Consider the following 24,879-nt stretch of genomic DNA (forward strand, 5'->3'; position numbering starts at 1 on the left):
AAACCGTACGTGCCTAGAGCGTCACATGTTTAGAGTATTGTCTGGCGAATCAAATGTTGCTGCCTGCGACTAACGCTAATGGTTTCAGGCACGTGTTTGAGTAGTGCTACCCACTGCTTCTCCGTATGTTCATCTTGGTGGCGCTTCTCATAGCCCAAAATATAGGCATTGGCAGCTAGGCAGTTACGATGCAGCCGCGTGAAAATGTGGCTGAACTCTTGTTCTAAATGCGAGAGCGATTCTTCTATTAAATATTCGCGTTCAGCGGTGCGTACGGTGATGTATTTGAGCTCTGCACGCAGATAAATCACGTCGCTAATCGGTACCAGTAAAATACGACCACGCTCATTGATGCTGAGATGTGTACGCTTAGGGCTAAGTGGGGTCAGCGTTTCAAGCTGGCTAGGTAATAGCGCACGTGCTTTTTGTAGCGCAGTTTGCAGGCGCTCGAGACGGATAGGTTTTAATAGATAATCCACGGCACTCATATCAAATGCGTGTATGGCGTAATTGTCGTAGGCGGTGGTGAAGATTACCGCAGGCGGTTTGGGCAGCTTCTGTAAATGTTGGGCGGCTTCTATGCCGTCCATTTCCGGCATGCGGATATCTAGCAATACGATATGGGCTGTGGTTTGTGCATCGTGCGCTTGATTAATGATTTCTAGCAGCTCTTTACCATTTTTAGCTTCAGCCAGCACCTGCGTATTTTCTATATCTCCCAGCAAGGTACGCAGACGATTGCGCGCCGGTGCTTCATCATCCGCAATGACAATATTAAGATGAGTGTGATTAAGCATAAGTCTTGTGCTGTTGATTAGGCAGCGTAATATGTACTTGGTATGTATCGCCTACCTGCTTGCTTTTCAGTGAGGCCTCTAGGTCAAAGTGTAGGGTCAGCCGCTCTTTGATGTTTTTTAGTGCCATATTATTACCGTTATGGTGTCTGCTGTGCGCTGTGTAAGGGTTTTTTAGCAGTAAATGTACTTCATTTTGCTTGGTGTAGATCTGGATAGTAATAGTGCCGCCACTGGCAGATGGCTCTATCCCGTGATATACCGCATTTTCGATTAGTGGCTGTAGTAGTAAAGGCGGGATTAAAATATCCGGTGGCACTTCATCAATCAGCCATTCTACGTTTAGCCGCTCATTCAGGCGAAGTTTCTCTAGTGCCAAGTATTGGCGACACAATGCGATTTCCTGCGTAATCGGTACTAACTCTCGATTTTCGGCCATCAACACCCGAAATAAGTCCGCCATGTCTTCCAATGCAGTTTCGGCCTGTTTAGGCTGGTCGCGAATCAATGACAATACTGCATTTAAGCTGTTAAACAAAAAGTGTGGGCGTATGCGTGCCTGCAGGGCTTGCAGTCTGGCTTCGGTCACTGCGGGTGAATAGGCCCGATGATGCAGGTTGAAGTAATACAGCGTAAGTGCGCCGATTATCCAGGCATATAAAATAACGCGAGTAAGAGATGGCAGTTCGCTAAAAATCCAAAACTGTGAGAAAAACGCATGGATCGCAGTAGCGCTTAGCCCAATTAGGATGAAGGTGGCGGCAGTAGCACGGCCATAAGAGAGTTTGCAGAGTAAGGGGTAGCTGCTATAGAGTAAAAACAGGCTAATCAGCAAGGTAGGCTGGGCGAAGGTGGAAATGCCGGTGAGTTGATACATAAATGCCTGCATGCCATCGCTTAAAATAAAAGCCCCCAATATCAGCGCTAAATTGGCGATGATGAGTATGCGTAAGGCAACCCCTAAGTTACGTAGATTGGGCAGGCGGCTGGTATTTTTCATCGGATTTTTATCTGCATTTATATCGCCAAGTACAATCGCTTTATCTTAAATGACTTTATTTTGCATTATACTAATGCATATAAGTATATTGTTATTAAGCATTTTTTTAATGTTGAATAAAATTTGTACAACAATCGCAATTTAATTTCCTCAGATGTAAAAGTGAAAATATAAAAAAGAAAAGGTGCGCTTGTGTGAAGCTAAGGCGACAAGGCGTGTTTTTTAAACATTTTTATCATTAATCGGAATACGACAAGTTAATACTAGATAGGCAAATAAAGTGGCAGAGAAAATAAGCGCGCTCAATAAAAAAGATACCAGTTGGTCTGGGCGTTTTAACGAACCAGTAGCAGAGCTGGTTAAAAAATATACGGCATCTATTGGTTTTGATTACCGTTTAGCACCTTACGATATCGAGGGCTCTATTGCGCATGCGCGCATGCTCAGCACACAGGGCATTATTTCAGCGGCAGATTTCAGCGCGATTGAAACTGGTTTGCTGGAGATTTTGGCTGAAATCAATGCTGGTCAGTTTGAGTGGTCGCTAGATTTAGAAGATGTACATCTTAATATTGAAAAGCGCTTAACTGATAAAATTGGTGATGCAGGTAAGCGCTTACATACAGGCAGAAGCCGTAACGACCAGGTGGCTACCGATGTGAGGCTTTGGCTGCGCACGACTTGCCAGCAGGTGATTGCAGGTTTATTTAATTTGCAAACCAGCTTGCTAGATTTGGCTGAAGCTAATTTTGATACGGTGATGCCTGGCTTTACGCATTTGCAAGTGGCGCAGCCTGTGACTTTTGGCCACCACTTAATGGCGTATTACGAGATGTTAAAACGTGACGCTTCTCGTTTTGAAGACTGTCAAAAACGCTTAAATATGTTGCCTCTGGGCGCTGCGGCATTGGCCGGTACTAGCTACCCGATAGACCGCGCTAACGTGGCGGCGAGTTTGGGTTTTGCCGGGGTCTGTGAGAACTCACTGGATGCGGTGTCAGACCGTGACTTTGCGATTGAATTTACCTTTGCGGCATCTACCGTGATGATGCACTTATCACGACTTTCAGAAGAGCTGATTTTATGGAGCTCACCAAGATTTGCCTTTATTGATATTGCAGACCGTTTCTGTACCGGCTCATCCATTATGCCGCAGAAAAAGAACCCGGATGTACCAGAGTTGGTGCGTGGTAAAACTGGCCGTGTATACGGGCATTTGACTGGCTTGCTGACTTTGATGAAAGGCCAGCCGCTTGCTTACAATAAAGACAATCAAGAAGATAAAGAGCCATTGTTTGATACCGCTGATACCTTGTTGGTAACACTAGAAATCTATGCAGACATGCTGCGTTTACCAGTGGTGGAAAACGGTGTGGTGGTGAAAGCCGGCTTTACCGTGAATAAAGAAAATATGCGTCAGGCTGCGAGCGAAGGATTTGCGACTGCGACCGATTTAGCAGATTATCTGGTGAAAAAAGGCATGCCGTTTAGAGATGCACATGAGGCGGTAGCATTGGCTGTGCGTTATGCGGTAGACCAAAAAGTAGACTTAAGTGATTTGCCTTTAGCCAAGCTGCAAGAGTTTGCTCATGAAATCACGGACGACGTGTACGGCGTGCTGACGCTGGATGGTTCGTTAAATAGCCGTAATCATATTGGTGGCACCGCACCGGCACAGGTAAAGGCTGCGATTGCACGCGCGAGACAGTTGTTGCAGAGCAAGTAGTTATTAGCAGGCGCCAAGCGGTTAAAATGGCTAGCTTGGTGTTGTTGTCATGTTGTTATTTAAAGTAAATCATGCAGGTTGAATTGTCGCCTTATTGCTTCAGCTTCAACTGCATGTGTTGCTTGCGATAAAAGCAGATCTGCTTTTACTGGCCCGTAATATTCACATAGCGCAATATAGTTGAGGTTAATCAGCTTCTGCAGGGTTGTCAGTTCAAAGTTACATGGAAACATTGTGCTTCTGTTAATAAACCAGTCTTTGAGGCTGTTGGCATGCTCGCTGCTAAGTTTAAGATGGGCTAGGTTTCTTAATATAAAGTCGATGATGCTTTTTTCGGTCATTTCATCTACGGCGGTCCATAGCCGGGTAGAGAGCGCGATAAATATCGAATTTTTTGCATCAAGTAATATCTCACTTGCTCCTTGATTCGACATGGTCAGTTTGCCCACCTGTGAGCCAGGGTCGCTTAATAATAGCGACTCGGGTGACTCGAGCGCGGCGATAAGTGCACTTAAAATTTGTGTACGTATTCTTCTTAATTCATCTGTAGTGCAGCAGCGTGTCACAAAGCTTGCCAGTGCATAGGCCGGTTTAGACGAAAACTCAGTTTCCCACATGCTTAATGCTGGCGCCATTTCAGTGGTGCTCAAGAATGGTTTTAGGCCAGTATAAATGGCGCGACGTCTTAATACTAAGTCCATCATGGTTCTTGTAATTTCTGCTTATAGCTTCTGTAAGTGTGGTAAGTGTTCAGTCTTATAGGCTGCGTTATGTGTGAATTCTGGATATGCAATCTCACCGTGTTCGGTAATGTCTAAGCCACGCTGCTCATGCATGGTGCTCACACGTAAGCCAAAGGTGATTTTGATTAAGCCGTACATAATCAATGCTGCAAAAAACACCCAAATGAATGTGGCGCTAATGCCGATTAGCTGCACAATAATTTGGTCGCCATTAAACATATTGCCTTTTAAGAATATGCCTGCCGCCAATGTGCCCCACACGCCGGCAAAGCCATGAACCGAAATCGCGCCGACTACATCATCAATACGTATTTTTTCTAGCAGTTGCACGCCCAACACAGAAATAATGCCACCGATGAAACCTGTCAGCGCTGCGTAGCTAGCATCCATGGTGGCACAGCCGGCAGTAATTGCAACCAAGCCTGCAATGCTGCCATTAACCGTGCTGCTAATTAAAATAGGTTTACGTAGAACAACGCTAATCAGCAATGCGCTAATGGCACCCATCGCCCCAGATAGTTGCGTATTGAGTGCAATCAGCCCAATATTGGTGCTTGCTTCCAACGTGCTGCCAGCATTAAATCCAAACCAGCCAAACCATAAGATAAAGCCACCCAGACCCAACATGCCGACATTGTGGCCAGGAATGTTATGAATAGTGCCGGTTTCGCTAAAGCGCCCCAAGCGCGGCCCCAGCAAGATAACACCTGCCAGCGCACACCAGCCGCCAAGCGAATGCACAACGGTAGAACCGGCAAAATCAATAAATCCCATTTGTTTCAGCCAGCCGTTGCTATTCCAGATCCAACTGCCCAATACCGGGTAAATGATGGCTGTGATGCCGATAGCGCCAAATAAATAGGATAGGTAGTTAGTGCGCTCGGCCATGGCGCCACTCACAATGGTGGCGGCTGTAGAAGCAAACATAATGTGGAAGAACAGTAGGGTAAACTCCCAATCTCCGCCATCACTAGGCGCGAAGTGGTCAGTCCCTAACCATCCGGTCGGGTTGAAGCCAAACATTAAGCCGTAGCCTAGCAGCCAGAACAGCACGGTGCCTACGCATAAGTCCATGTAGTTCTTCATCATAATGTTCACGGCATTTTTAGAGCGTGACATGCCAGTTTCGAGCATGGCAAACCCGGCCTGCATTAAAAATACCAAGGCGCCTGCCAGGACTACCCATACGCTATTGATGGCAATGGTTGATGCAGCAGGCTGGCTAACTGCGCCACCTACTGCGCCAGCAAGGGCGGCAGAGGGGGTGAGTAATGCTAAAGTGCTGCTCAATATCAGTTGACGAGTCATTCTTTGCATATACAACCTGTAAATGTAAAAGCGTTATAGTTATCGCGTTATACAAAAGCAATATATGTGCCACGGGTGTGGTGGATGTAGGTGCGAATGTGGTTTGGCGGCATTAACTAATAATGCGTGCTTGGCTGGTGGTAAAGCGACTGAATAGTCGTAGGGAGCAGTGCATGTGCTTGCACTGCTAGGTATTTTAAACATTACGCAGTTCTATACAAGCCTGCGCCTGAGCTTTGGTGCTAACTGCTAGTCTAAAAAGAATTGCAGCAGTTCATTTAGGTAGCGTTGGCCGAGCAAAGTCGGTTTGATATAGCCATTTTCAATCACAAGCAGTTTTTTCTGCTGTGCCTGCTTGATTGCCGGCTCTAAGGTAATTAGGCTAAGTCCGGTGTGCTGCTGGAATAAAGTGAGTGGAACCCCATCAATTAGCCTGAGTGCATTCATCATAAATTCAAAGCCTAGGGCGTCTTGGCTAACGATAGACTCACGCTCCACGGCATTACCCTGTAGTGCTTGTTCCATATAGGCTTTGGGGTGCTTGGGGCGAGTTTCTCGGGTGATTTTGTCGTGATAGCTTAATTTGCTATGTGCGCCTGCACCTATGCCTAGGTAGTCGCCAAACTGCCAGTAATTCAGATTATGTCGTGCCTGGCTGCCTTTTTTGGCAAAGGCTGAGGTTTCATAATGCTCATAGCCGTGCTGCGCTAGGAAGTTTTCAATCTCCACTTGCATTTCTGCGCTGGTGTCGTCATCCGGCAAGCTGGGTGGCGTGTGGTAAAACGGCGTATTTGGTTCTAGTGTCAAATGATAAAACGACAGGTGGTCAGGGTTGAGCGCCACCGCTTGTTTTGCATCAGCCAGCGCATCGGCCAGTGATTGCTGCGGCAAGCCGTACATTACATCCAGATTTACGCGGTCAAAGGTGGCGAGCGCTAGTTCGGCAGCTTTAATGGCCTGTTTGTCATCGTGAATACGGCCTAATGCTTTTAAGTAGCCAGCATTAAAGCTTTGTATACCTAGTGACAGGCGGTTTACCCCTGCCTGCTTGTAGCCGGCGAAGTTGGCGATGTCCACTGTGCCTGGGTTGGCCTCCAGTGTTATTTCTGCATCGTACTCCAAGGGGGTGAGTGCACGCACCTGACTTAAAATGGCATCGATGGCCGTAGGTGAAAATAAGCTTGGGGTGCCGCCACCAAAGAATATGCTTTTGATTTTTCTGCCCCATACTTTGGGGGTGGCAAGCTCTAAATCTTTGATTAGTGCTTCTACATAGGTTTTTTCTGGAAGTTCGCCGTTTTTATAGCGACTTTCGTGGGAGTTAAAGTCACAATACGGGCATTTCTGCACACACCACGGGATATGGATGTATAAAGAAAGCGGCGGCGGGTTACTTAAGCCAGAAAGTGTGGCAGCACCTGCTAATGGGGCTACGGTATTAATCGACTGCGGCTTAAATTCAGCCGCAGCCTTGATTTCAATAATCTTTTTAATGGTACTTACCTTTGGTAGGGGTTGATCAGCGCATCTACCAATTGGTGTAGCGCTTCACGCATTTGCTGCTCGGATACTTCCATCAATAAACCGTCTTCCAGTGCATCTTGTGCAATCTGTTTCAGTTCATCAAAGTTTTCTGTCATCACTTTTACTTTTTCCGTGCAGGAAACTACGCTGCCATCATCACGTAACCATTTAGGCCATGCTTGTTCTGGCTTAGTCATGGCTTAGCCTTTCTAGCTTTTGCAGTAGTTTGACCATGGCGTGGCCACGGTGACTAATGCGGCTTTTGATTTCTAACGGGAGCTCGGCCACGGTTTTTTCGGTTTTTGCATCCAAAAACAGCGGGTCGTAGCCAAAGCCATCCGTACCGCGTAAGTCATTGAGTATCTCGCCTACCCATTGGCCTTCTGCAATGATAGGCTCAGGGTCATGCTCGTGGCGAACTAGTACCATCACGCAGTAAAAATGTGCGTGGCGATTGGTTTCACCTTGCAGGGCATTGAGCAGTTTTTGGTTGTTGCGCGCATCCTGGCTAAGGTTGGAATTTGGATCTGCTTCTGCATATCTGGCTGAGCGCACGCCGGGCGCGCCTAACAGTGCATCCACACACAGGCCGGAATCATCTGCCAGCGCTGGCAAACCAGTATGTTTGCTGGCATGACGTGCTTTGGCTAAAGCATTTTCAATAAAAGTGCAGTATGGTTCTTCGCACTCAGGCACGTTTAGCTCTGACTGCGGAGTGATTGCAATCGCCAATGGGCTTAGCAAGTGCTGAATTTCGCGTAACTTGCCTTTATTGCCAGTGGCAATCACAAGTTGATTAAATGGAAGTGCCATGTGTTTAACCAAGTGCTTTGTTTTGTTCAGTAATCAATTGTTGGATGCCATGCGCTGCCAGATCTAGCATTGCATTCATTGCATCACGCTCAAAGGGCTCGCCTTCTGCGGTGCCTTGAATCTCCACAAAGCCGCCTTTGCCGGTCATGACTACGTTCATGTCGGTGTCGCAGTCAGAGTCTTCAATGTAGTCCAGGTCTAATACTGGTGTACCTTGATATACACCTACAGAAATTGCAGCAACAGAATCTTTTAATGGTGATTCGCTGATTTTACCGTTTTTTAGCAAAAATGAAATTGCATCGTGCAGGGCTACGTAAGCGCCGGTGATGCTAGCGGTGCGGGTGCCGCCATCTGCCTGAATCACGTCGCAGTCAATTTGAATACTGCGTTCGCCTAGCTTTTCTAAATCGATAATCGCGCGTAGTGAGCGGCCAATTAATCGCTGAATTTCTTGGGTGCGGCCAGATTGCTTACCGCGTGCGGCTTCGCGGTCCATGCGGCTACCGGTAGAGCGTGGCAGCATGCCGTATTCTGCGGTTACCCAACCTTGACCTTTACCTTTAAGGAAGCCCGGTACTTTTTCATCTACACTCGCGGTACACAGCACGTGCGTGTCACCAAATTTAACCAATACTGAGCCTTCCGCGTGTTTGGTGTAATGGCGAATAATTTCAACCGCTCTAAGTTGATTGCATGCGCGTTGGCTGGGTCTGATATTTTGTTGCATGATTTAAATCCTGAAATTTCTAGAAATGTATAAATGTTTAAACGCGTTTGGTTTTGCGTAAAGCCTGTTGAATCTCGGCGATGGTTCGCTCAATATCATCATCGGAGAGATCAAGATTGGCATGATTGTCCGGACGCGTGATAGGGTTCATGATGGTGGTGGTGGCACCCATAGGCATGGTGATGGTGGAAACTGCTAACTGGCTATGCAGTTTATCGCCCCATTGTAGCCCAATCGCACTCATGTTATCGCCTCGTTCTTGGCTGACAGCCTCAGCTTCGTCAAGCAACTGTGTTACGTTTTCTGAAATAGTGGTGCCATTTAGCATGTGCTTGATCTGGTCATCTGTCAGCGCACCCCATACGCCATCTGTGCAAAGCAGGACAGTGTCGCCTTCTATCAGTTCCTGTCTATCTGACAGCGTGATTTTAGGGGGTACGTCACCGCCTAGGCAGCTATAGACTTTGTGTCGGTAGGGGTGTGTAGACATGTCACTTTTTTCGATCATGCCGCGATTGTAGAGTGATTGTACGACAGAGTGGTCTTCTGTGCGGTAGAGTAAATGCCCATCGCGGAAATGATAGAGCCTTGAGTCGCCTACGTGTGCGCAGTACAACATGCCTCGCTGCACGATTGCCGCCACGATAGTAGTGCGCGGCGCTTCTAACATCTCTCGCTCTTGAGTGAGCTGGTCTATCATGTCGTGCACTTGCTGGATATGGTCGGTCAAAAACTTAGCAGGGTTAGATAGTGCCGGTACTGCTAAGCGTTGAAACGCATCGGTCATGGTGGTCACTGCAAGTTGTGCTGCAATCTCCCCGTGACGATAGCCGCCCATACCGTCTGCCACTACAAGCAGCAGTGCATCTTTGCTGTAGGAATAAGCGAGCCGATCTTGGTTGTACGGGCGCGGCCCCTGACGGCTGTTCTGGAAAATGGTAAATTTCATTGTGATTTATTGCTGTTTAGCGATATTGATTTATTTAGAACATTCATCACTCTATGTACTAGGCCTGCCTTTTTGTCGGTCTTGGGCATGTTTTCCAGCAATGATTTTTGTAGTGAAAATACGCTTTGCGGGCGCTTAAGATAATCTAAGCTTAAACACTTGTCGATGGTTTGCAGCAAGTCTTGCGAATAATGGTCTTTACCTATTTTAACCGCTGGGACCAGTAAATCGTTTTTAATGCGCTGATTAGCAGCCAGTGGTGACGTGCGCGTTAAGCATGAGTACATGGTAGCGCCTATACTGTAAATGTCGCTCCATGGCCCCAGTAATTTTCTGTCGTAATACTGTTCCGGTGATGCAAACCCTGGCGTATAGCTTGGCGAGACTTTAGCTTGGTTCTCTGTGAGCGCCTGGCGCGAAGAGCCAAAGTCCAGCAATACTGGTGAGCCATCTAGGCGAATATAAATATTGGCTGGCTTGATATCTAAATGCAGCAGCTTTTGCGTGTGTACCTCGCGCAGGCCGTTTGACAGCTCGCTAAACACGCGTCGTATAAACTTTTCTGACACCGGCTCTGATTGGCTCAGGATATATTCTTGCAGCGATTTTCCACGTTCGTACTGCATCACCATGTATACAGTTTCATTGGCGCGGAAAAAGTTAAGCACCCGCACAATATTCTTATGCTCAATTTTTGCGAGTGCTAGGCCTTCGTCAAAAAAGCATTTTAAGCCGTGGCGGAACAAGGCCACATCGTCAGAATTGGGCAGTACCGTGGCACTGTCTGCGCGGGTGGCGATAGAGGTTGGCAAATATTCTTTGATGGCGACAATGTTTTTTTCTTTATCACGCGCCAGATAGACAAAGCTGAAGCCACCAGAGCTTAATACTTTGGTAATTTCATAGTCATGTAGTTTGTAGCCAGCAGTTAACGCTAAATTGACTGACGATAAATTCTTGGTAGAGGTCACTTTAAATTGATTTCTTTGATGATATTTACCATTAAATTTGCGTGCATGATGCGCACAAGCTTGCATTTTCAGGGTGGGCTACTTTTGTCTAAATTTACTACAGCAATATAGCGCGTAATGGGCTTAAGTTAAAGTTTTTTGATGTAAAGTTTGAATCTAGTGTGGGGGTTGTGTGTGTTTAAAAACTGTAGTGCGCTATTTTTAGTGCTTAATGGCTAGTATTTGATAACATGGTGCCAATTTATTTTATTCATTGGAAAATCTTAAGATGATTTTTAGCATGACGGGTTTTGCGGCATTAGAACAGCCGATAGAAAATGCCACGCTGTTATTAGAGTTGCGTGCAGTTAACAGCCGTTATTTAGACGTGCATTTTAAATTGGATGAAAGTATCCGCAGTTTAGAGCCTACGATTCGCGAATTGATTGCGGCGCATTTGAGCCGTGGCAAATTGGAATGTAAGGTTAATCTTATCCAGCGCGCACAATCCAATCAGGCGCCTAAGCTGGATGAACAGTTAATGCAGCAGCTAGCGGCGTTGCAGGCAAAAACGCTGGCACTGTTTCCTGCAAGCCGTGAGCTAAGCGTGGCAGATATTCTGCGCTGGCCGGGCGTGGTGATACAGGATGGATTAAGCCAAGAGTCTTTGATAGAAGATGTAAAGCAACTGGTAGAGCGCGGTCTGCAAGACCTGAACGCTTCACGCCAGCGTGAGGGTGAAAAGCTAAAAGCTATTATTTTAGACCGTGTGCAGCAAATTGAGGCATTGGTGGCTAAGGTGAAGCCGTTATTGCCAGCTTTGAATAAAGAGTATCAGGTAAAGCTTGAGCATAAGTTACACGAAACACTTAAAACCATAGACCAAGACCGCATCGCACAAGAGTTGGTATTGTTTGCTCAGCGTATTGATGTGGATGAAGAGCTTGGTCGCTTGACTGCACATGTTTCAGAAGTGAAGCGTATTTTAAGTAGTGATGTACCGGCTGGTAAGCGCTTGGACTTTTTGATGCAGGAATTGAATCGTGAGGCAAATACCTTGGGTTCTAAGTCAGTATCCGTGCACACTACCCAAGTGTCGATGGAGCTGAAAGTGTTGATCGAGCAAATGCGTGAGCAGATTCAAAATATTGAGTAAATTTGTATAGATAAGTTTGAAGTATACGGGTGTAGCTAAACGGCTCACCCGCGCAGTTGGCTGATGCCGCTTGTGCATCGTGTAATAAATGTAATCCCCCTTCCATAAAGTTACTCTCCCTAATTGCACGTGTTATTTAATCTGCGTGCTGTTGTTATATATCAATCTTGTGCTATGTCTGCACATTAATCTTGCGTAATTGCTTGCTGCCATTTATTTATGCACTCATTGTGGGCGTTATATTGTTCCTGTCGTTGGGATTGTTGTTAACTTAATGATTTTAAATGGTTAATTATCTGGTATGCCCCTTGCTTATGCTTTAGGTATCAAGGGAAGGCTTACATCATGAAAAAATCACAACCGCAATTTTTTAATGAGATGCAACTGGATTTAGCCGCAAGCAGCCCTGAGGGGGTGCGTGAGATTTACAAAGCCTATCACCAGTGGCTCAAGAATGTGCCGCATCATCAGCTGAACAGCAAGCGCATGGAGGCCGAGCTGTTGTTTCGCCGCGTAGGCATTACGTTTAATGTGTATGGCGAGAATGATGGCGCGGAGCGTTTGATTCCGTTTGATGTGCTGCCGCGTATTTTGTCGGCAAGCGAGTGGCGCCATTTGTCTGCTGGCTCAATTCAGCGGGTGAAAGCATTGAATATGTTTTTGCATGATATCTATCATGATCAGGACATTATCAAGGCTGGCATCATGCCTGCGACCATTTTAGCCAACAGCCAATACCGCCCGGAGATGTTCGGCGTGGATGTGCCTAACCAGATTTATGCGCATATTGCGGGTGTGGATTTAGTGCGCACTAGCGAATCGCAGTTTTACGTGCTGGAAGACAATTTACGTACACCGTCTGGTGTGTCTTATATGTTGGAAGATCGCAAAATGATGATGCGATTATTTCCTGAGTTATTCCGTCAGTACCCGATCGCCCCGGTTGAGCATTATCCGCAAGTGTTGCTTAACAACCTGCGTGCGGTGGCGCAAACCAATGTCCAGGAACCCACGGTGGTTGTATTGTCACCCGGGGCATATAACAGCGCCTATTTTGAACATGCGTTCTTAGCGCAACAAATGGGTATCGAGTTAGTAGAGGGGCAGGATTTATTCGTGCGTAATAATGCAGTGTATATGCGCACCACAGAAGGGCCGCAGCGCGTTGATGTGATTTACCGCCGCATTGATGATGACTATATAGACCCGCTGGTGTTTAACGCGAATTCTATGCTGGGCGTGCCGGGGCTGCTGTCTGTGTATCGCAATGGCGGGGTGACCTTGGCCAATGCTGTAGGTACGGGAGTAGCGGACGATAAAGCGACCTATATCCATGTGCCGGCCATGATTCGCTTTTACTTAGGGGAAGAGCCGCTGCTGGAAAATGTGCCTACCTATGAGCTGAGCAAAGAGGATGACTTAGCCTATACCTTGGCGCACTTGGATGAATTGGTGGTGAAAGAAGTGCAAGGCTCAGGCGGGTATGGCATGTTGGTTGGGCCTGCTGCCAGCAAGCAGGAGCTGGAGGAGTTCCGCTTACGCATCATCTCCAGCCCAGCCAGCTACATTGCGCAGCCTACGCTGGCGCTCTCTACATGTCCAACCTTGGTGGCAGAAGGCATTGCGCCGCGCCATGTTGATTTGCGGCCGTTTGTGCTGTCAGGCAAAACCTGCAGCTTGGTGCCAGGTGCGCTGTGCCGTGTGGCGATGAAAGAGGGTTCGCTCGTGGTGAATTCATCCCAAGGCGGCGGTACCAAAGATACCTGGGTGCTGGAGGAGGATGTAGTGATGCCAAGCAAGGCTAACGTTAATCAGGCAGAGGAAGTGCTATGTTAAGCAGAACCGCAGATCACCTTTATTGGATGGCGCGCTATATTGAGCGTGCAGAGAACATGGCACGTGTGCTGGACGTGACCTACAACATGTCTTTAGTGCCGAATGCGGCAGAAAGTGAAGCCGCCTTGTGGCTGCCTGCGCTGGAGATTTCTGGCAATGTGACTGCATATGAGCGTGATTACTTTAATGAAAACCAGCAGGAATACACGGCGGCAGGCGTGATTCATTATCTCGCGATGGATATGAATAACCCCTCCAGTATTTATAGCTCGCTACGCAGCGCTCGGGAAAATGCACGCGCAGTGCGCGTGGCCATGACCTCGGAAACATGGGAGAACATTAACTCACTATGGCTGGAGTTTGGGCAGTTTTTTGGACAGGATTTATCGCAAAGTGGTTTGAGTGAGTTTTGTGATTGGGTAAAGGCGCGCTCGCACTTATTCAGGGGTGTGTGTTTTGGCACCATGCTGCGCGATGATGCCTTTAGCTTTGTGCGCTTAGGTACGTTTATCGAGCGTGCAGACAATACCGCACGCTTGCTGGATGTGAAGTATCACTTATTGCTGCCAGAGCAAGAAGAGGTGGGTGGTGCGGTGGACTATTACGAGTGGAGTGCAGTGCTGCGCTCGGTGTCTGCGTTTCAGGCCTACCAAAAGATATTCAGCGACACCATAGAGCCGTGGCGAGTGGCAGAGCTGCTGGTGCTCAGGCGCGATATGCCTAGGTCGTTACATGCCTGTTTTGATGAAATCACTTCCATTCTTGAGCAACTTTCCAGCTCGCGTGCCGGTGAGTGTAGGCGCATGGCGGGTGAGCTGCATTCAAAATTGCGCTTTGGCAAAATGCGCGATATTTTTCAGCGTGGCTTGCATGAGTTTTTAAGTGATTTTATTTCCGCCAATAATAAATTGGGTGTGGAAGTGCATAAAACTTTTTTAAGCATTTCTTAACCTCAATTCAGGCAGGACTATCATGTTACTTAATATAGAACACCACACGCGCTACGCTTATAGTGAAGACGTGAACTACACCATACAGGAGCTACGTCTCACTCCGCAGCATGGCTTTGGTCAGCACGTGAGGCACTGGGACATTAAAGTCAATGGTGAGCTGCAACCTTCGCAAGATGCCTATGGCAATGTGACGCATACCTTGGTGGTGGATGCGCCGCATAGCGAGCTGCTAATTGTTGCCGCTGGGCAAATTGAAACCGGGCTGGATGCAGTATCGCAGCATATGGCATTGCCGCTACCTATTTATTTGCGCGATACGCCGCTTACGCAGTACAGCGCAGAGATAGTGGCCTTCGCCAGCCACTACCTACAGCCGCAGCGCCAGAATGCAGCATTAGAGGACATGATGCACGCGCTGCTGGCGCGTGTTCAATATATTAAAGGCGCCACACAGGTCACCACTTCCGCGGTTGAGGCATTCGCGCTCGGTCAAGGCGTATGTCAGGACCATGCCCATGTGTTCATTGCCTGTTGCCGTGCTATTGCGTTGCCGGCGCGCTATGTGAGCGGATATTTGTTTACAGAAGATGGTAGTTTAATGCAGACTCATGCATGGGCAGATGTGTTTGTCGCGTGTGAAGGCTGGCAGAGTTTTGATGTATCTAACGGCTGCCGTGCGGGTGAAACTCATGTGCGCCTTGCCACGGGCTTGGATTACCGCAGTGCCAGCCCAATTAGTGGTATGCGCTCAGGAGGCGGTATTGAGGGGATGGCGTCTAGCGTGATTGTGAATCAGGCCGGTTTGGTGGTAGAGCAGCCGAAAAAGATTAATACAGTGCAGCTACTGGAGCAGGCGCAATTAAACCGGGTAGCCCGCGCTGAAGCTGTGCTGGAAAGGCAGTCGCAGTATGCGCAGCAGCAATAGCGTTTGCGTATCAGGCTTGCAAGCAAGCCATTAATGAAAGCGAAACTACTGATGAATAAACCTGTTAGCTCGCTCGCATATGAGCGTCATGGCGACAAAGTAAACTCTGCATTCTTTGAAGAAAACCTGATTCGCCTGCTGGAAGAGCGTGATGCACTAGGTTTAACCGCCATGATTCATGAAATTGACGCGCTTATGATCTCGGTCGACCCCGGCCACGCTATCCAATATATTGCAGAGCTGGCGTTAATGACGCCTTACCATTACCTAGTCACGCTAGAGAGCGAGCAGCACCTCACGCATGTGCTGCGTATTGATTTAAATTCGCCAGATATTCTATTGCGCGAGGTAAAAGACCCTAGCGTTCGCGATATTTTTAGAAGCTTGAATGAGGTTTACCCCATAGGCGCTAAACGGCCGAATAGCCGTTATATGGGTGAGATTCTGCGGGTGACAGATTTACATAGCGTGGTGGATTTACAGCAGGCCCGTGATTTCAGGTTTTTCAGCCAAGATGACGTACGCAAGCTAGAGTTGCCAGGCAACCTTGCGGTGAGCAAGCCTTCACCCTATACCCATAATATTGTCGCTTATTTAGAGCGAGCGCCGGATGAAACGCGCGTGTATTCGTTAGGTTTAAGCACTATTTCATCTGAGGCGCAGGCTGCCTATGAAAATGCAAAAACTTTGCAAAATAAACTAGGTATCAGCGACTTATTGCTACCGCTGGATCATCTGGCAACCCGCGTTTATAGCCAGAACCGCGAAGTCGCCATTTTGGAGTATCTATCATGGTCTAGCTATTACTTTTGGGGCGCTTACAACATTAAAGACCAGAACTCTTCGACCAATGTGACCAAAAGCACTCATGCCATCCCCGAGTCTAAAAGCCCGGCCAAAGTGTTTACCGCCAACAATACGCCTTATTTCATCAGCCATTTAGAGCATTTACCATCACCGACTGAAGTATTTGTACGCAACTACGGGCCGCGCCTGCACCACATGGCGATAGCGGTAAAAGATGGTGAGCGTGATGGCAAAGAGCATATCGACATTGTCGTTGATGCGATTTCACACAACGGTAAAGGCTTTTTGTTAGATGTGATTGGCTCTAAAGAACAAGGGCTGAAGCAGATATTCTCTAATGCCTCCGAGCACTCTTCATTGATTATCGAATACGTGCAGCGTTATGGCAGCTTTGATGGATTCTTTACTAAAGAGAATGTGGCCAAGCTCACTGAAGCTGCAGGCTTTATGTAAAAATTGAGTGCTGGCTGTGGTGCGCAATCTGTTAATTTTCGCCATGATGTGAGCATTGATTCGCAGTAGTTTTTTGGCGAGTGATTACGCAAAATGGTATGATGGCAATTCTTCCAAATTAAACAAAAATTATGACTTATTGTGTCGGTTTATTACTGAAACAAGGATTGGTGTTGGCTTCTGACACGCGCACGAATGCAGGCGTGGATCAGGTGGCTTCTACGCCTAAAATGCATATTTTTGAGCTTAAAAACGAACGCGTGATTGTCTTGTTAACCGCGGGTAATCTTGCGATTACCCAGTCTGTGGTGAACGCACTGAGAGCGCGTATCGAGAAAAATGTGCCGGATAGTAAGCACTTGCACAATGTGGATAGTTTGTTTGATGCGGCAGGGTTAGTGGGCGCTGAATTAAGGGCGGCATTTGAGCGTGATGGTGAACATTTTAAAAACCATCAGATTGATTTTAACGCCAGCATCTTGGTGGGCGGCCAAATTAAAGGTGAAAGGCCGCGTTTGTTCAATGTCTACGCGGCAGGTAACTTTATTGAGTCTACACAGGAAACGCCATATTTCCAGATTGGCGAAACCAAATATGGCAAGCCTATCATTGACCGCGTGGTGGAACAGAGCAGCGACATCATGGACACAGTGAAATGTGTGCTGATTTCGTTTGATTCCACCATACGCAGCAATGTTTCTGTGGCGGCGCCGATAGACTTGCTGATTTATCGAGTAGATAGCCTGCATGCGGATTGCCAGCAGCGCATTACAGAAACTGACCCATATTACGTACAAATCCGCCAAGGCTGGGCAGATGGCTTGCGCTCAGTATTTAGTGCATTGCCAAGCCCGGATTGGTGTTAATCTAGCTTGCTAGGTTATTTTAATAATCAGAACATATCGCTATAGAGAGTTGTCATTGAATGGTTCCAGGTAATCTTTTTATCATCACCGCAGCGTCAGGCGCAGGTAAAACCAGCCTTATTAAAGCATTGCTGGCTGAAGATGCGCATTTGAAATTATCTATCTCGCACACTACGCGCAAGCCGCGCCCAGGTGAGCAGGATGGAGTTGACTATCATTTTGTGGATGATGCCATGTTTTTGCAGATGCTAGGCGAAGCAAAATTCTTGGAAAGTGCAGAGGTGCATAGTGCGCGTTATGGTACTTCACAGTCTGCCGTGGATGCGCCGTTAAAAGCTGGGCATGATGTGATTTTGGAGATTGACTGGCAAGGCGCGGCGCAAGTGCGTCAGCTGTATCCTAATGCTATAAGCATCTTTGTGCTGCCGCCTTCTATCGAAACGCTGGAGCAGCGCTTGAATAGCCGCGGGCAGGATAGCCAAGAGACTATTTCTAAACGGGTTGCCGCTGCACGTGCTGAAATGCGCCATGTGAGCGAGTTCGATTATGTTACAATTAACAACTATTTTGACGTAGCGTTGCAGGACATTCGCGCTATCATCCGCGCACATCGCCTAGTTGGTGCCGCACAGTTGCAACGTTATGCCAGTTTAATTCAAGCGCTTACTTAATTCTTAGCTTTAGTCGCTAAGCGCTTGCTGGTCTTTTAGTAATTAATTTTGTTTATCATTAGGAAATATCATCATGGCACGTATCACGGTAGATGACTGTTTAGAAAAAATCCCAAATCGCTTCCAATTGACTTTAGTGGCCGCTTATCGTGCCCGTCAGTTGCACAATGGTGCAGAGCCGCAAGTTAACGTGCAAAACTCACGCGATAAATCAACAGTGATTGCATTGCGTGAAATTGCTGCGGGTAAAATCGGTGTGGAAATTTTAGCGCGCGGGCATGCGTAGTCTGTCGCGTCTTGGCATTTATTAATTTATTCGTAAAATAGTGACACCGGCATGCCAAAAACCGCAAACAATCTTAAAGCGGAATTATCAAAGTTAACATCGGCTCCCTTGCTGCCTGCGGACAGCGAGGGCTCAGCCTTAAGCATACGTTTACACTCGTATTTAAAACCTCAAGATATAGAACAAGTATGGGAAGGCTATCGTTACGCGTTTGCCGCCCATGATGGCGTCGTACGTAAAACTGGCGAGCCATATATTACGCATCCCGTCTCCGTGGCCTGCATTCTGGCTGATTTGCATATGGATGTGCCCACTATCCTCGCAGCGTTGCTACATGATGTGGTCGAAGATACAGACATTACCACCTTAGATATCAAGCAAAAGTTTGGCCCGCAAGTCGCTGAGTTGGTCGATGGCGTAACTAAACTGGATAAAATTGAATTCCAGAGCGCTAGCCAAGCGCAGGCAGAGAACTTCCGTAAAATGCTGTTGGCGATGTCGCAAGATGTGCGTGTCATCTTGGTGAAGCTGGCAGACCGCTTGCACAACATGCAAACGCTGGAAGCGATGCGACCAGAAAAGCAACGTATCATTGCCAAAGAAACGCTGGATATTTATGCGCCAATCGCCAATCGCTTAGGCTTAAATGATGTCTATCAGGCCTTAGAGGACCTCAGCTTTAAATATCTGCACCCCATGCGCTATAACGCGATTTCCAAAGCGATTATGGCTGCGCGTGGTAATCGTAAAGAAGTCATCAGCAAAATATTAGATTCAATCAAACAGCAGTTAAGTAGTTTTAATGTTGAAGCTGAAGTGTCCGGGCGCGAAAAGCACTTGTATAGCATCTATAAAAAGATGACAAGTAAGGCCACGCCGTTCTCGCAAGTGTATGATATTTATGGCTTTAGAATCGTTGTTAAAGATTTACCGAGCTGCTATTTGGCGCTAGGTGCGCTGCATGGGCTGTATAAGCCGATTCCCAGCAAGTTTAAAGACTATATCGCTATCCCTAAAGCGAACGGTTATCAATCGTTACACACCACCTTGTTTGGCCCTTTTGGTACGCCAATTGAGGTACAGATTCGCAGCGCTGATATGCATAACATTGCCGATGCGGGTGTTGCTGCGCATTGGCTGTACAAGGCAAGTGACGCGCAGTTGACCGCATTGCAGCAGCAAACCCACCAGTGGCTACAGCGCTTGCTGGATATTCAAAGCGAGAGTGCTGATTCACTCGATTTCCTTGAGCATCTTAAAATTGATTTGTTCCCGGATGAGGTTTATGTATTTACGCCTAAGGGTTCTATCATGGCGTTGCCTAAGGGCGCAACCGCGGTTGATTTTGCCTATGCGGTGCATTCTGACATTGGTAATAGCTGCGTGGCAGTGCGTATTAACCACGATTTGGCGCCATTGCGTACCGAGATGCATAATGGTGATCACGTTGAAATTATTACCGGCTCTTTAGCTAAACCTAACCCAGCCTGGCTTAATTACGTAGTGACCGGGCGCGCACGTGCGCATATACGCCACTTCTTAAAATCACAGCAATCTACAGAATCAGCTCACTTGGGTGAGCGCTTGTTGAATAAAGCCCTGCGCGCCTTGCATGTGGATCCTAGCCATATTTCAGAAGAGCATTGGCAAAAACTGATTCGCGACTACGGCGTGAAGAAAAAAGTTGAGATACTTTCTGACATTGGCTTAGGCAAGCGCCAAAACGTCATGGTGGCACACCAATTGGTGGCTATGACCGATGACCATGCCGAGAAGCATACTAAGCTACCAGCAGCCTCGCTAGATACCATCACCATTCGTGGTACTGAAGGCATGGCGGTACAGTTTGCGCCTTGTTGCAGGCCAATCCCTGGTGACCCAATTTTAGGCTTTATCAATAAAGATAAAGGCTTGGTGATTCATACACATGATTGCCCAAGCGTGCGTAAATTCAAATTAGACCCGGATAAATGGCTGGATGTAGAGTGGGAGCCAGAAAGCTCACGCCTATTCAAAACTAATTTAAATCTCACTGTGGCAAACCAGCCTGGCATGCTGGCGCAAATCGCCTCAGGCATTGCGGATGCTGGCTCTAACATTGACAACGTCAGTGTTGAAGAGGCGGATGGCAGCGCATATGCCAATTTATACTTTACCGTACAGGTGAAAAACCGTGTGCATTTGGCGGAGCTGATGCGTGGTCTGCGCAAGATTCCCGACGTGGTGCGTATTAACCGCACCAAAGGCAGTGCGCCCGGTAATCGTAAAAACTCGAATGTAAAACTATACTCTCAGTAGAGGCAAAGCAAGCAGTAGTAGCGATGCATGATTTCTTTAACAAACCGTGGTTTAATTAAATGACAACTAATACAAAACAAATTATTCAAACAGCAGGCGCACCAGCAGCCATCGGCACTTACTCACAAGCGGTCAAAGTAGGTGGTACCGTGTATCTATCTGGTCAAATCGGGCTAGACCCAGTCACCATGCAAATGGTAGACGGCATTGAAGCACAAGTGCACCGCGTATTTCAAAACCTAAAAGCGGTGGCTGATGCTGCAGGCGGCAGTTTGGCTGATGTAGTTAAACTTAATATTTTCCTGACTGACTTATCTCACTTTGCCTTAGTGAATACCATTATGGCTGAGTACTTTAGCCAGCCATACCCGGCACGTGCTGCGGTAGGTGTTGCTTCATTACCACGCGCTGCGCTGGTTGAGGCTGATGCCGTGATGGTGCTTTAAATCAGCTAAATGCTGGCTTGAGGCGCGTGCCTTTACGATATTTTAAGTAAAGGCATTTCTGTGCCTTGGGTCAGCCATATTCAATGTGACGCAACTCACTCAAATTAAAGCCTTCAGTAAACCCATGATTGCCAACTTGGCAAAGTTGGGTATTAGTAATCTGCAAGGCTTGTTGCTGCATCTACCTTTACGTTATATTGATGAAACTCATGTAACCGCAGTGCGTGATTTACGTATGGGGGAATCTGCACAGGTTGAAGGTGAAATTGTGCATGCAGAAGTTACCTATAAGCCACGCAAGGCGCTGATTGCCAGATTAGAGGACGCCAGTGGTCAACTCACGCTGCGTTTTTTACATTTCTATCCCAGCCAGATTAATGCACTTAAAGTAGGTAATAAACTACGCGTTTACGGTGAAGTACGTAGCGGCTTTTTTGGCTATGAGATGGTGCATCCCACCTGTAAAGCGGTGGGTGAAAAAACCATCGTCGCAGAAACCTTAACCCCGGTTTACCCTACGGTTGCTGGCTTGGGGCAGGCCAGTTTACGTAAGGCTATCGGCATTGCTTTGCGGCAGCAGGGCGAAATGCATGAAACCTTGCCTGCGCAGATTTATGCCGATTTAAATCTTCCTAGCTTTGCTTCAAGTTTGGCGGCACTGCATCATCCTAGCCCAGATGTCAGCCTGCGCGCGCTGGATAATAAAAGCACCACTCACTGGCGACGTTTAGCATTTGATGAGCTACTAGCACAGCAGCTATCGATGCGTAAGCATTACGCGCGCCGCCGTAGCGTGAGTGCGCCGCAATTTAAGCGTTCTAAACAGCTGGTTTCTGCTTTGCTAAAAAGTTTACCGTTTGCGTTAACTGGCGCACAGCAAAAAGTAGCGTTGGAAATCGAGCGTGACTTAACGCAAGCACACCCCATGCAACGACTGCTGCAAGGTGATGTGGGCAGTGGTAAAACTATCGTGGCCTGTATGGCGGCACTGCAATGCGTGGAGAGTGGCTGGCAGGTTGCCTTAATGGCGCCCACGGAGATATTAGCAGAACAGCATTACCGTAAAATGCTCAGTTGGCTACAGCCGTTAGATATCAAGATTGCATGGCTCACTGGCAGTCAAAACAAGAAAGACCGTGACGCTGCGCTAGCGTCTATTGCCAATGGCGAAGCCAAATTGGTGGTTGGTACGCATGCCTTGTTTCAAGAAGCGGTGCGCTTTAAAGGCCTGGGTTTAGCCATCATTGATGAGCAGCATCGCTTTGGTGTACATCAGCGCTTAGCGCTGCGCCAGAAAGGACAGCCCGAGCCGCATCAGCTCATGATGTCAGCCACTCCCATTCCGCGCACGCTATCCATGAGCTATTACGCGGACCTTGATGTTTCTGTGATAGACGAATTGCCGCCTGGGCGCTCGCCTATCGTGACCAAAATAGTTTCAGATGCTAGGCGTGATGAAATCCTACAGCGCGTGCGTGAGGCTTGCTTGCAGGGCAATCAGGCTTATTGGGTATGTCCGTTGATTGAAGAGTCTGAAGCGCTGCAATTGGCTACAGCTAATGACACCTATGCACTGATGCAGCAAGAGTTTCCCGAGTTAAAAGTTGGTTTGGTACATGGCCGCATGAAGCCAGCTGAAAAACAGGCGGTCATGGCTGAGTTCAGCGCCGGGCATTCTCAGCTTTTGGTTGCTACCACGGTGATTGAGGTTGGGGTAGATGTGCCAAATGCTAGCCTGATGGTGATAGAGCATGCAGAGCGCATGGGGCTGTCGCAACTGCATCAATTACGCGGGCGCGTGGGCAGGGGCGCGGCAAAAAGCACTTGTATTTTGCTCTATCAGAACAAGTTGTCTGAAACCGCGCGTGCCAGATTAAAAGTGATTTATGAGAGCAATGATGGCTTTGCCATTGCGCAGGCAGATTTGCAGATTCGTGGCCCGGGTGAGTTGTTAGGTGTGCGTCAAAGCGGTGTTCCCATGCTGAAAATTGCTGACTTGGAGCGTGATGTGGATTTACTGGAGGCAGCAAAAATCTTGGCTGATACGCTACTACAAAACTATCCAGCCCAAGTTGAGCAGCATTTGGATCGTTGGATGAGCACTGCGGGCGAATTGGTGAAAGTGTAACTGCATGTCTCTAGATTTCAATCACTACATGCGATAATTCTGCCGTGAAGATACGTAAAAGCCCCCCCCAATCGCGTTATCGCTGGTTAATAAAACCGTTGCACAGCCTTCGCTATCGCTCATGGCTGATGCATGCTCAATCCTTAACTGCCAAGTTGCAGCAAACCTATCCTGATTTTTATGTGGCGCCGCTCACTGTGGCTTTGCGTAAACCTATCCGCGATGAAGCTGCACTGTTAAATTTATCTGCAGATAAACTGGTGCTGGTGCGCGATGTGTTGCTGTGCGGCGGCGCAGAGCCCGTGGTGTTTGCGCACAGTGTCTTGCCAGCTCAGCATTTGCGTGGTCTATGGCACGGTTTGGGTAAACTCGGCAATAAGCCGCTGGGGGCAACCTTATTTGCCAACCCCAAAGTCAAACGCACTGCATTAAGTTATAAAAAACTATCAGCCAATCACGTGCTATATCAGCATGCGAGCAAGCATTTAATGGTCAAGCCCAGCTACCTGTGGGCGCGCCGCTCAGTGTTCAGTCTGAACTGCGCTAGTATTATGGTTACTGAAGTTTTCTTGCCGAGTATTGTTGCCCCATGAAAATACAAGACCCCAAAATAAACAACTTGGTTTATAAAATAAACAGCTATGAGCGCCTGATGCGTTTAGATAAACCGATAGGCATCCTGCTGTTGTTGTGGCCTACCCTGTGGGCACTTTTAATTGCCTCAGTTGGTAAGCCGGATTGGATTATTGTGTTGATATTTGTCACCGGCACAGTATTGATGCGTAGTGCAGGCTGTGTGATGAACGACATTGCCGACAGTCAGTACGACGGTTTGGTGGAGCGCACGCAATATCGCCCCTTGCCCAATAAAGAAGTCACTAAAAAAGAGGCGTATTTATTGGCGTTGGTGTTAAGTGTCATCGCGTTTGGGCTGGTCTGCCTACTGAATGTGTTAACGATTAAGCTGTCGGTGCTTGCCTTGTTTTTAGCCATGACTTACCCATTAACCAAACGCTTTTTTGTGATGCCACAGGCGTATTTAGGGGTGGCTTTTGGTTTTGGCATCCCAATGGTGTTCGCTGCGGTCACTGATGCAGTTCCTGCTGTTGCTTGGATACTGCTGTGCGCCAATGTGTTTTGGGCAATTGCATATGACACTGAATACGCGATGGTGGATAGGGATGATGACTTGAAAATAGGTATAAAATCATCTGCCATTACGTTTGGCCGTTTTGATGTTATTGCCATTATGCTATGTTATGGCTTGACCTTAGTCTTACTGGGGCTTGCAGGTTATCTGCTGGAGCTATCCTACGCGTATTATGTTGGATTAGGCTTGGCTGCCGGTGTGGCGGTGTATCACTATTACCTTATCAGAGCGCGCATCAGGGCAAAATGCTTTCAGGCATTTTTAGGTAATAACTGGTTTGGTTTTTTTGTATTTGCTGGGTTGCTAGCGCATTACTTGATGCAAGCCGGTTAGTGATTAAGTATAAGCGCGGTGTTATGCGCTAGGC

The 24,879-nt window shown here is 47.5% G+C and carries 24 protein-coding genes; 14 read left to right on the plus strand and 10 right to left on the minus strand.

The annotated features are described in order from the left end of the window. Positions 1-29: 29 nt before the first annotated feature. Both VGD82_RS05370 and VGD82_RS05375 read right to left on the minus strand, forming a co-directional pair. On the minus strand, positions 30-797 hold the full coding sequence (locus tag VGD82_RS05370; protein WP_331019423.1) for a LytTR family DNA-binding domain-containing protein: 768 nt from the start codon (positions 795-797) through the stop codon (positions 30-32). Further along, a complete protein-coding gene (locus tag VGD82_RS05375) occupies positions 790-1,794 on the minus strand; it encodes a sensor histidine kinase (RefSeq protein ID WP_331019424.1) in 1,005 nt (334 codons plus the stop codon). The genes VGD82_RS05370 and VGD82_RS05375 overlap by 8 nt, the downstream gene beginning before the upstream one ends. Positions 1,795-2,074: 280 nt before the next feature. Here VGD82_RS05375 and argH point away from each other — a divergent pair, with 280 nt between their 5' ends. Continuing rightward, positions 2,075-3,520, plus strand: coding sequence for an argininosuccinate lyase (gene argH / locus VGD82_RS05380; protein WP_331019425.1), 1,446 nt, complete (start codon positions 2,075-2,077; stop codon positions 3,518-3,520). A gap of 59 nt (positions 3,521-3,579) precedes the next feature. Here the strand turns inward: argH and VGD82_RS05385 are convergent, their stop codons facing one another. The 8 genes from VGD82_RS05385 to VGD82_RS05420 all read right to left on the minus strand — a co-directional run bounded on the left by VGD82_RS05385 (position 3,580) and on the right by VGD82_RS05420 (position 10,558). Beyond that, a complete protein-coding gene (locus VGD82_RS05385; RefSeq protein WP_331019426.1) occupies positions 3,580-4,224 on the minus strand; it encodes a hypothetical protein in 645 nt (214 codons plus the stop codon). Positions 4,225-4,242: 18 nt separating this feature from the next. Next, on the minus strand, positions 4,243-5,580 hold the full coding sequence (locus tag VGD82_RS05390; protein WP_331019427.1) for an ammonium transporter: 1,338 nt from the start codon (positions 5,578-5,580) through the stop codon (positions 4,243-4,245). A 240-nt stretch (positions 5,581-5,820) separates the two neighbouring features. Continuing rightward, positions 5,821-7,065, minus strand: coding sequence for a radical SAM family heme chaperone HemW (gene hemW, locus VGD82_RS05395; RefSeq protein WP_414684459.1), 1,245 nt, complete (start codon positions 7,063-7,065; stop codon positions 5,821-5,823). Positions 7,066-7,070: 5 nt separating this feature from the next. Beyond that, positions 7,071-7,292 carry a hypothetical protein gene (locus tag VGD82_RS05400; protein WP_012777539.1) on the minus strand — a complete coding sequence of 74 codons (222 nt, stop codon included), beginning with the start codon at positions 7,290-7,292 and terminating at the stop codon, positions 7,071-7,073. Beyond that, on the minus strand, positions 7,285-7,908 hold the full coding sequence (gene rdgB, locus VGD82_RS05405) for an RdgB/HAM1 family non-canonical purine NTP pyrophosphatase (RefSeq protein WP_331019428.1): 624 nt from the start codon (positions 7,906-7,908) through the stop codon (positions 7,285-7,287). The genes VGD82_RS05400 and rdgB overlap by 8 nt, the downstream gene beginning before the upstream one ends. Positions 7,909-7,912: 4 nt before the next feature. Next, positions 7,913-8,638 carry a ribonuclease PH gene (rph, locus tag VGD82_RS05410; RefSeq protein WP_331019429.1) on the minus strand — a complete coding sequence of 242 codons (726 nt, stop codon included), beginning with the start codon at positions 8,636-8,638 and terminating at the stop codon, positions 7,913-7,915. A gap of 37 nt (positions 8,639-8,675) precedes the next feature. Continuing rightward, positions 8,676-9,587: a PP2C family protein-serine/threonine phosphatase gene (locus VGD82_RS05415; protein WP_331019430.1), complete on the minus strand. Its 912-nt coding sequence runs from the start codon at positions 9,585-9,587 to the stop codon at positions 8,676-8,678. Continuing rightward, on the minus strand, positions 9,584-10,558 hold the full coding sequence (locus VGD82_RS05420) for a serine/threonine-protein kinase (RefSeq protein ID WP_331019431.1): 975 nt from the start codon (positions 10,556-10,558) through the stop codon (positions 9,584-9,586). The genes VGD82_RS05415 and VGD82_RS05420 overlap by 4 nt, the downstream gene beginning before the upstream one ends. A gap of 268 nt (positions 10,559-10,826) precedes the next feature. On the opposite strand from VGD82_RS05420, the gene VGD82_RS05425 reads away from it, so the two are divergent. The 13 genes from VGD82_RS05425 to ubiA all read left to right on the plus strand — a co-directional run bounded on the left by VGD82_RS05425 (position 10,827) and on the right by ubiA (position 24,845). Continuing rightward, positions 10,827-11,693, plus strand: a complete 867-nt coding sequence (locus tag VGD82_RS05425) for a YicC/YloC family endoribonuclease (protein ID WP_331019432.1) — start codon at positions 10,827-10,829, stop codon at positions 11,691-11,693. 345 nt (positions 11,694-12,038) lie between these two features. Then, entirely contained in the window at positions 12,039-13,529 is a 1,491-nt protein-coding gene (locus VGD82_RS05430; RefSeq protein ID WP_331019433.1) for a circularly permuted type 2 ATP-grasp protein, read from the plus strand. Next, positions 13,523-14,479 carry an alpha-E domain-containing protein gene (locus VGD82_RS05435; RefSeq protein WP_331019434.1) on the plus strand — a complete coding sequence of 319 codons (957 nt, stop codon included), beginning with the start codon at positions 13,523-13,525 and terminating at the stop codon, positions 14,477-14,479. Before VGD82_RS05430 ends, VGD82_RS05435 begins: the two co-directional genes overlap by 7 nt. A 22-nt stretch (positions 14,480-14,501) precedes the next feature. Then, positions 14,502-15,407 carry a transglutaminase family protein gene (locus VGD82_RS05440; protein WP_331019435.1) on the plus strand — a complete coding sequence of 302 codons (906 nt, stop codon included), beginning with the start codon at positions 14,502-14,504 and terminating at the stop codon, positions 15,405-15,407. Between the two features lie 33 nt (positions 15,408-15,440). Further along, on the plus strand, positions 15,441-16,667 hold the full coding sequence (locus VGD82_RS05445; protein WP_331019436.1) for a hypothetical protein: 1,227 nt from the start codon (positions 15,441-15,443) through the stop codon (positions 16,665-16,667). A 131-nt stretch (positions 16,668-16,798) separates the two neighbouring features. Beyond that, entirely contained in the window at positions 16,799-17,533 is a 735-nt protein-coding gene (locus VGD82_RS05450; protein WP_331019437.1) for a proteasome-type protease, read from the plus strand. Positions 17,534-17,592: 59 nt separating this feature from the next. After that, on the plus strand, positions 17,593-18,204 hold the full coding sequence (gene gmk, locus VGD82_RS05455) for a guanylate kinase (protein ID WP_331019438.1): 612 nt from the start codon (positions 17,593-17,595) through the stop codon (positions 18,202-18,204). 73 nt (positions 18,205-18,277) lie between these two features. Beyond that, complete coding sequence (gene rpoZ, locus VGD82_RS05460) at positions 18,278-18,490, plus strand: DNA-directed RNA polymerase subunit omega (RefSeq protein WP_331019439.1); 213 nt, start codon at positions 18,278-18,280, stop codon at positions 18,488-18,490. Between the two features lie 51 nt (positions 18,491-18,541). Further along, positions 18,542-20,788, plus strand: a complete 2,247-nt coding sequence (locus tag VGD82_RS05465) for a bifunctional (p)ppGpp synthetase/guanosine-3',5'-bis(diphosphate) 3'-pyrophosphohydrolase (protein WP_331019440.1) — start codon at positions 18,542-18,544, stop codon at positions 20,786-20,788. 59 nt (positions 20,789-20,847) lie between these two features. Continuing rightward, positions 20,848-21,234 carry a RidA family protein gene (locus tag VGD82_RS05470; protein WP_331019441.1) on the plus strand — a complete coding sequence of 129 codons (387 nt, stop codon included), beginning with the start codon at positions 20,848-20,850 and terminating at the stop codon, positions 21,232-21,234. 85 nt (positions 21,235-21,319) lie between these two features. Next, a complete protein-coding gene (recG, locus tag VGD82_RS05475) occupies positions 21,320-23,362 on the plus strand; it encodes an ATP-dependent DNA helicase RecG (RefSeq protein WP_331019442.1) in 2,043 nt (680 codons plus the stop codon). 44 nt (positions 23,363-23,406) lie between these two features. Continuing rightward, positions 23,407-23,955 (plus strand): chorismate--pyruvate lyase family protein, encoded by a 549-nt coding sequence (locus VGD82_RS05480; protein WP_331019443.1) that lies wholly within the window; start codon positions 23,407-23,409, stop codon positions 23,953-23,955. Next, positions 23,952-24,845, plus strand: a complete 894-nt coding sequence (gene ubiA / locus VGD82_RS05485) for a 4-hydroxybenzoate octaprenyltransferase (RefSeq protein ID WP_331019444.1) — start codon at positions 23,952-23,954, stop codon at positions 24,843-24,845. Before VGD82_RS05480 ends, ubiA begins: the two co-directional genes overlap by 4 nt. The last annotated feature ends 34 nt before the right edge of the window (positions 24,846-24,879 follow it).

The organism is Methylotenera sp., from assembly GCF_036401095.1.
Lineage (GTDB): Bacteria > Pseudomonadota > Gammaproteobacteria > Burkholderiales > Methylophilaceae > Methylotenera.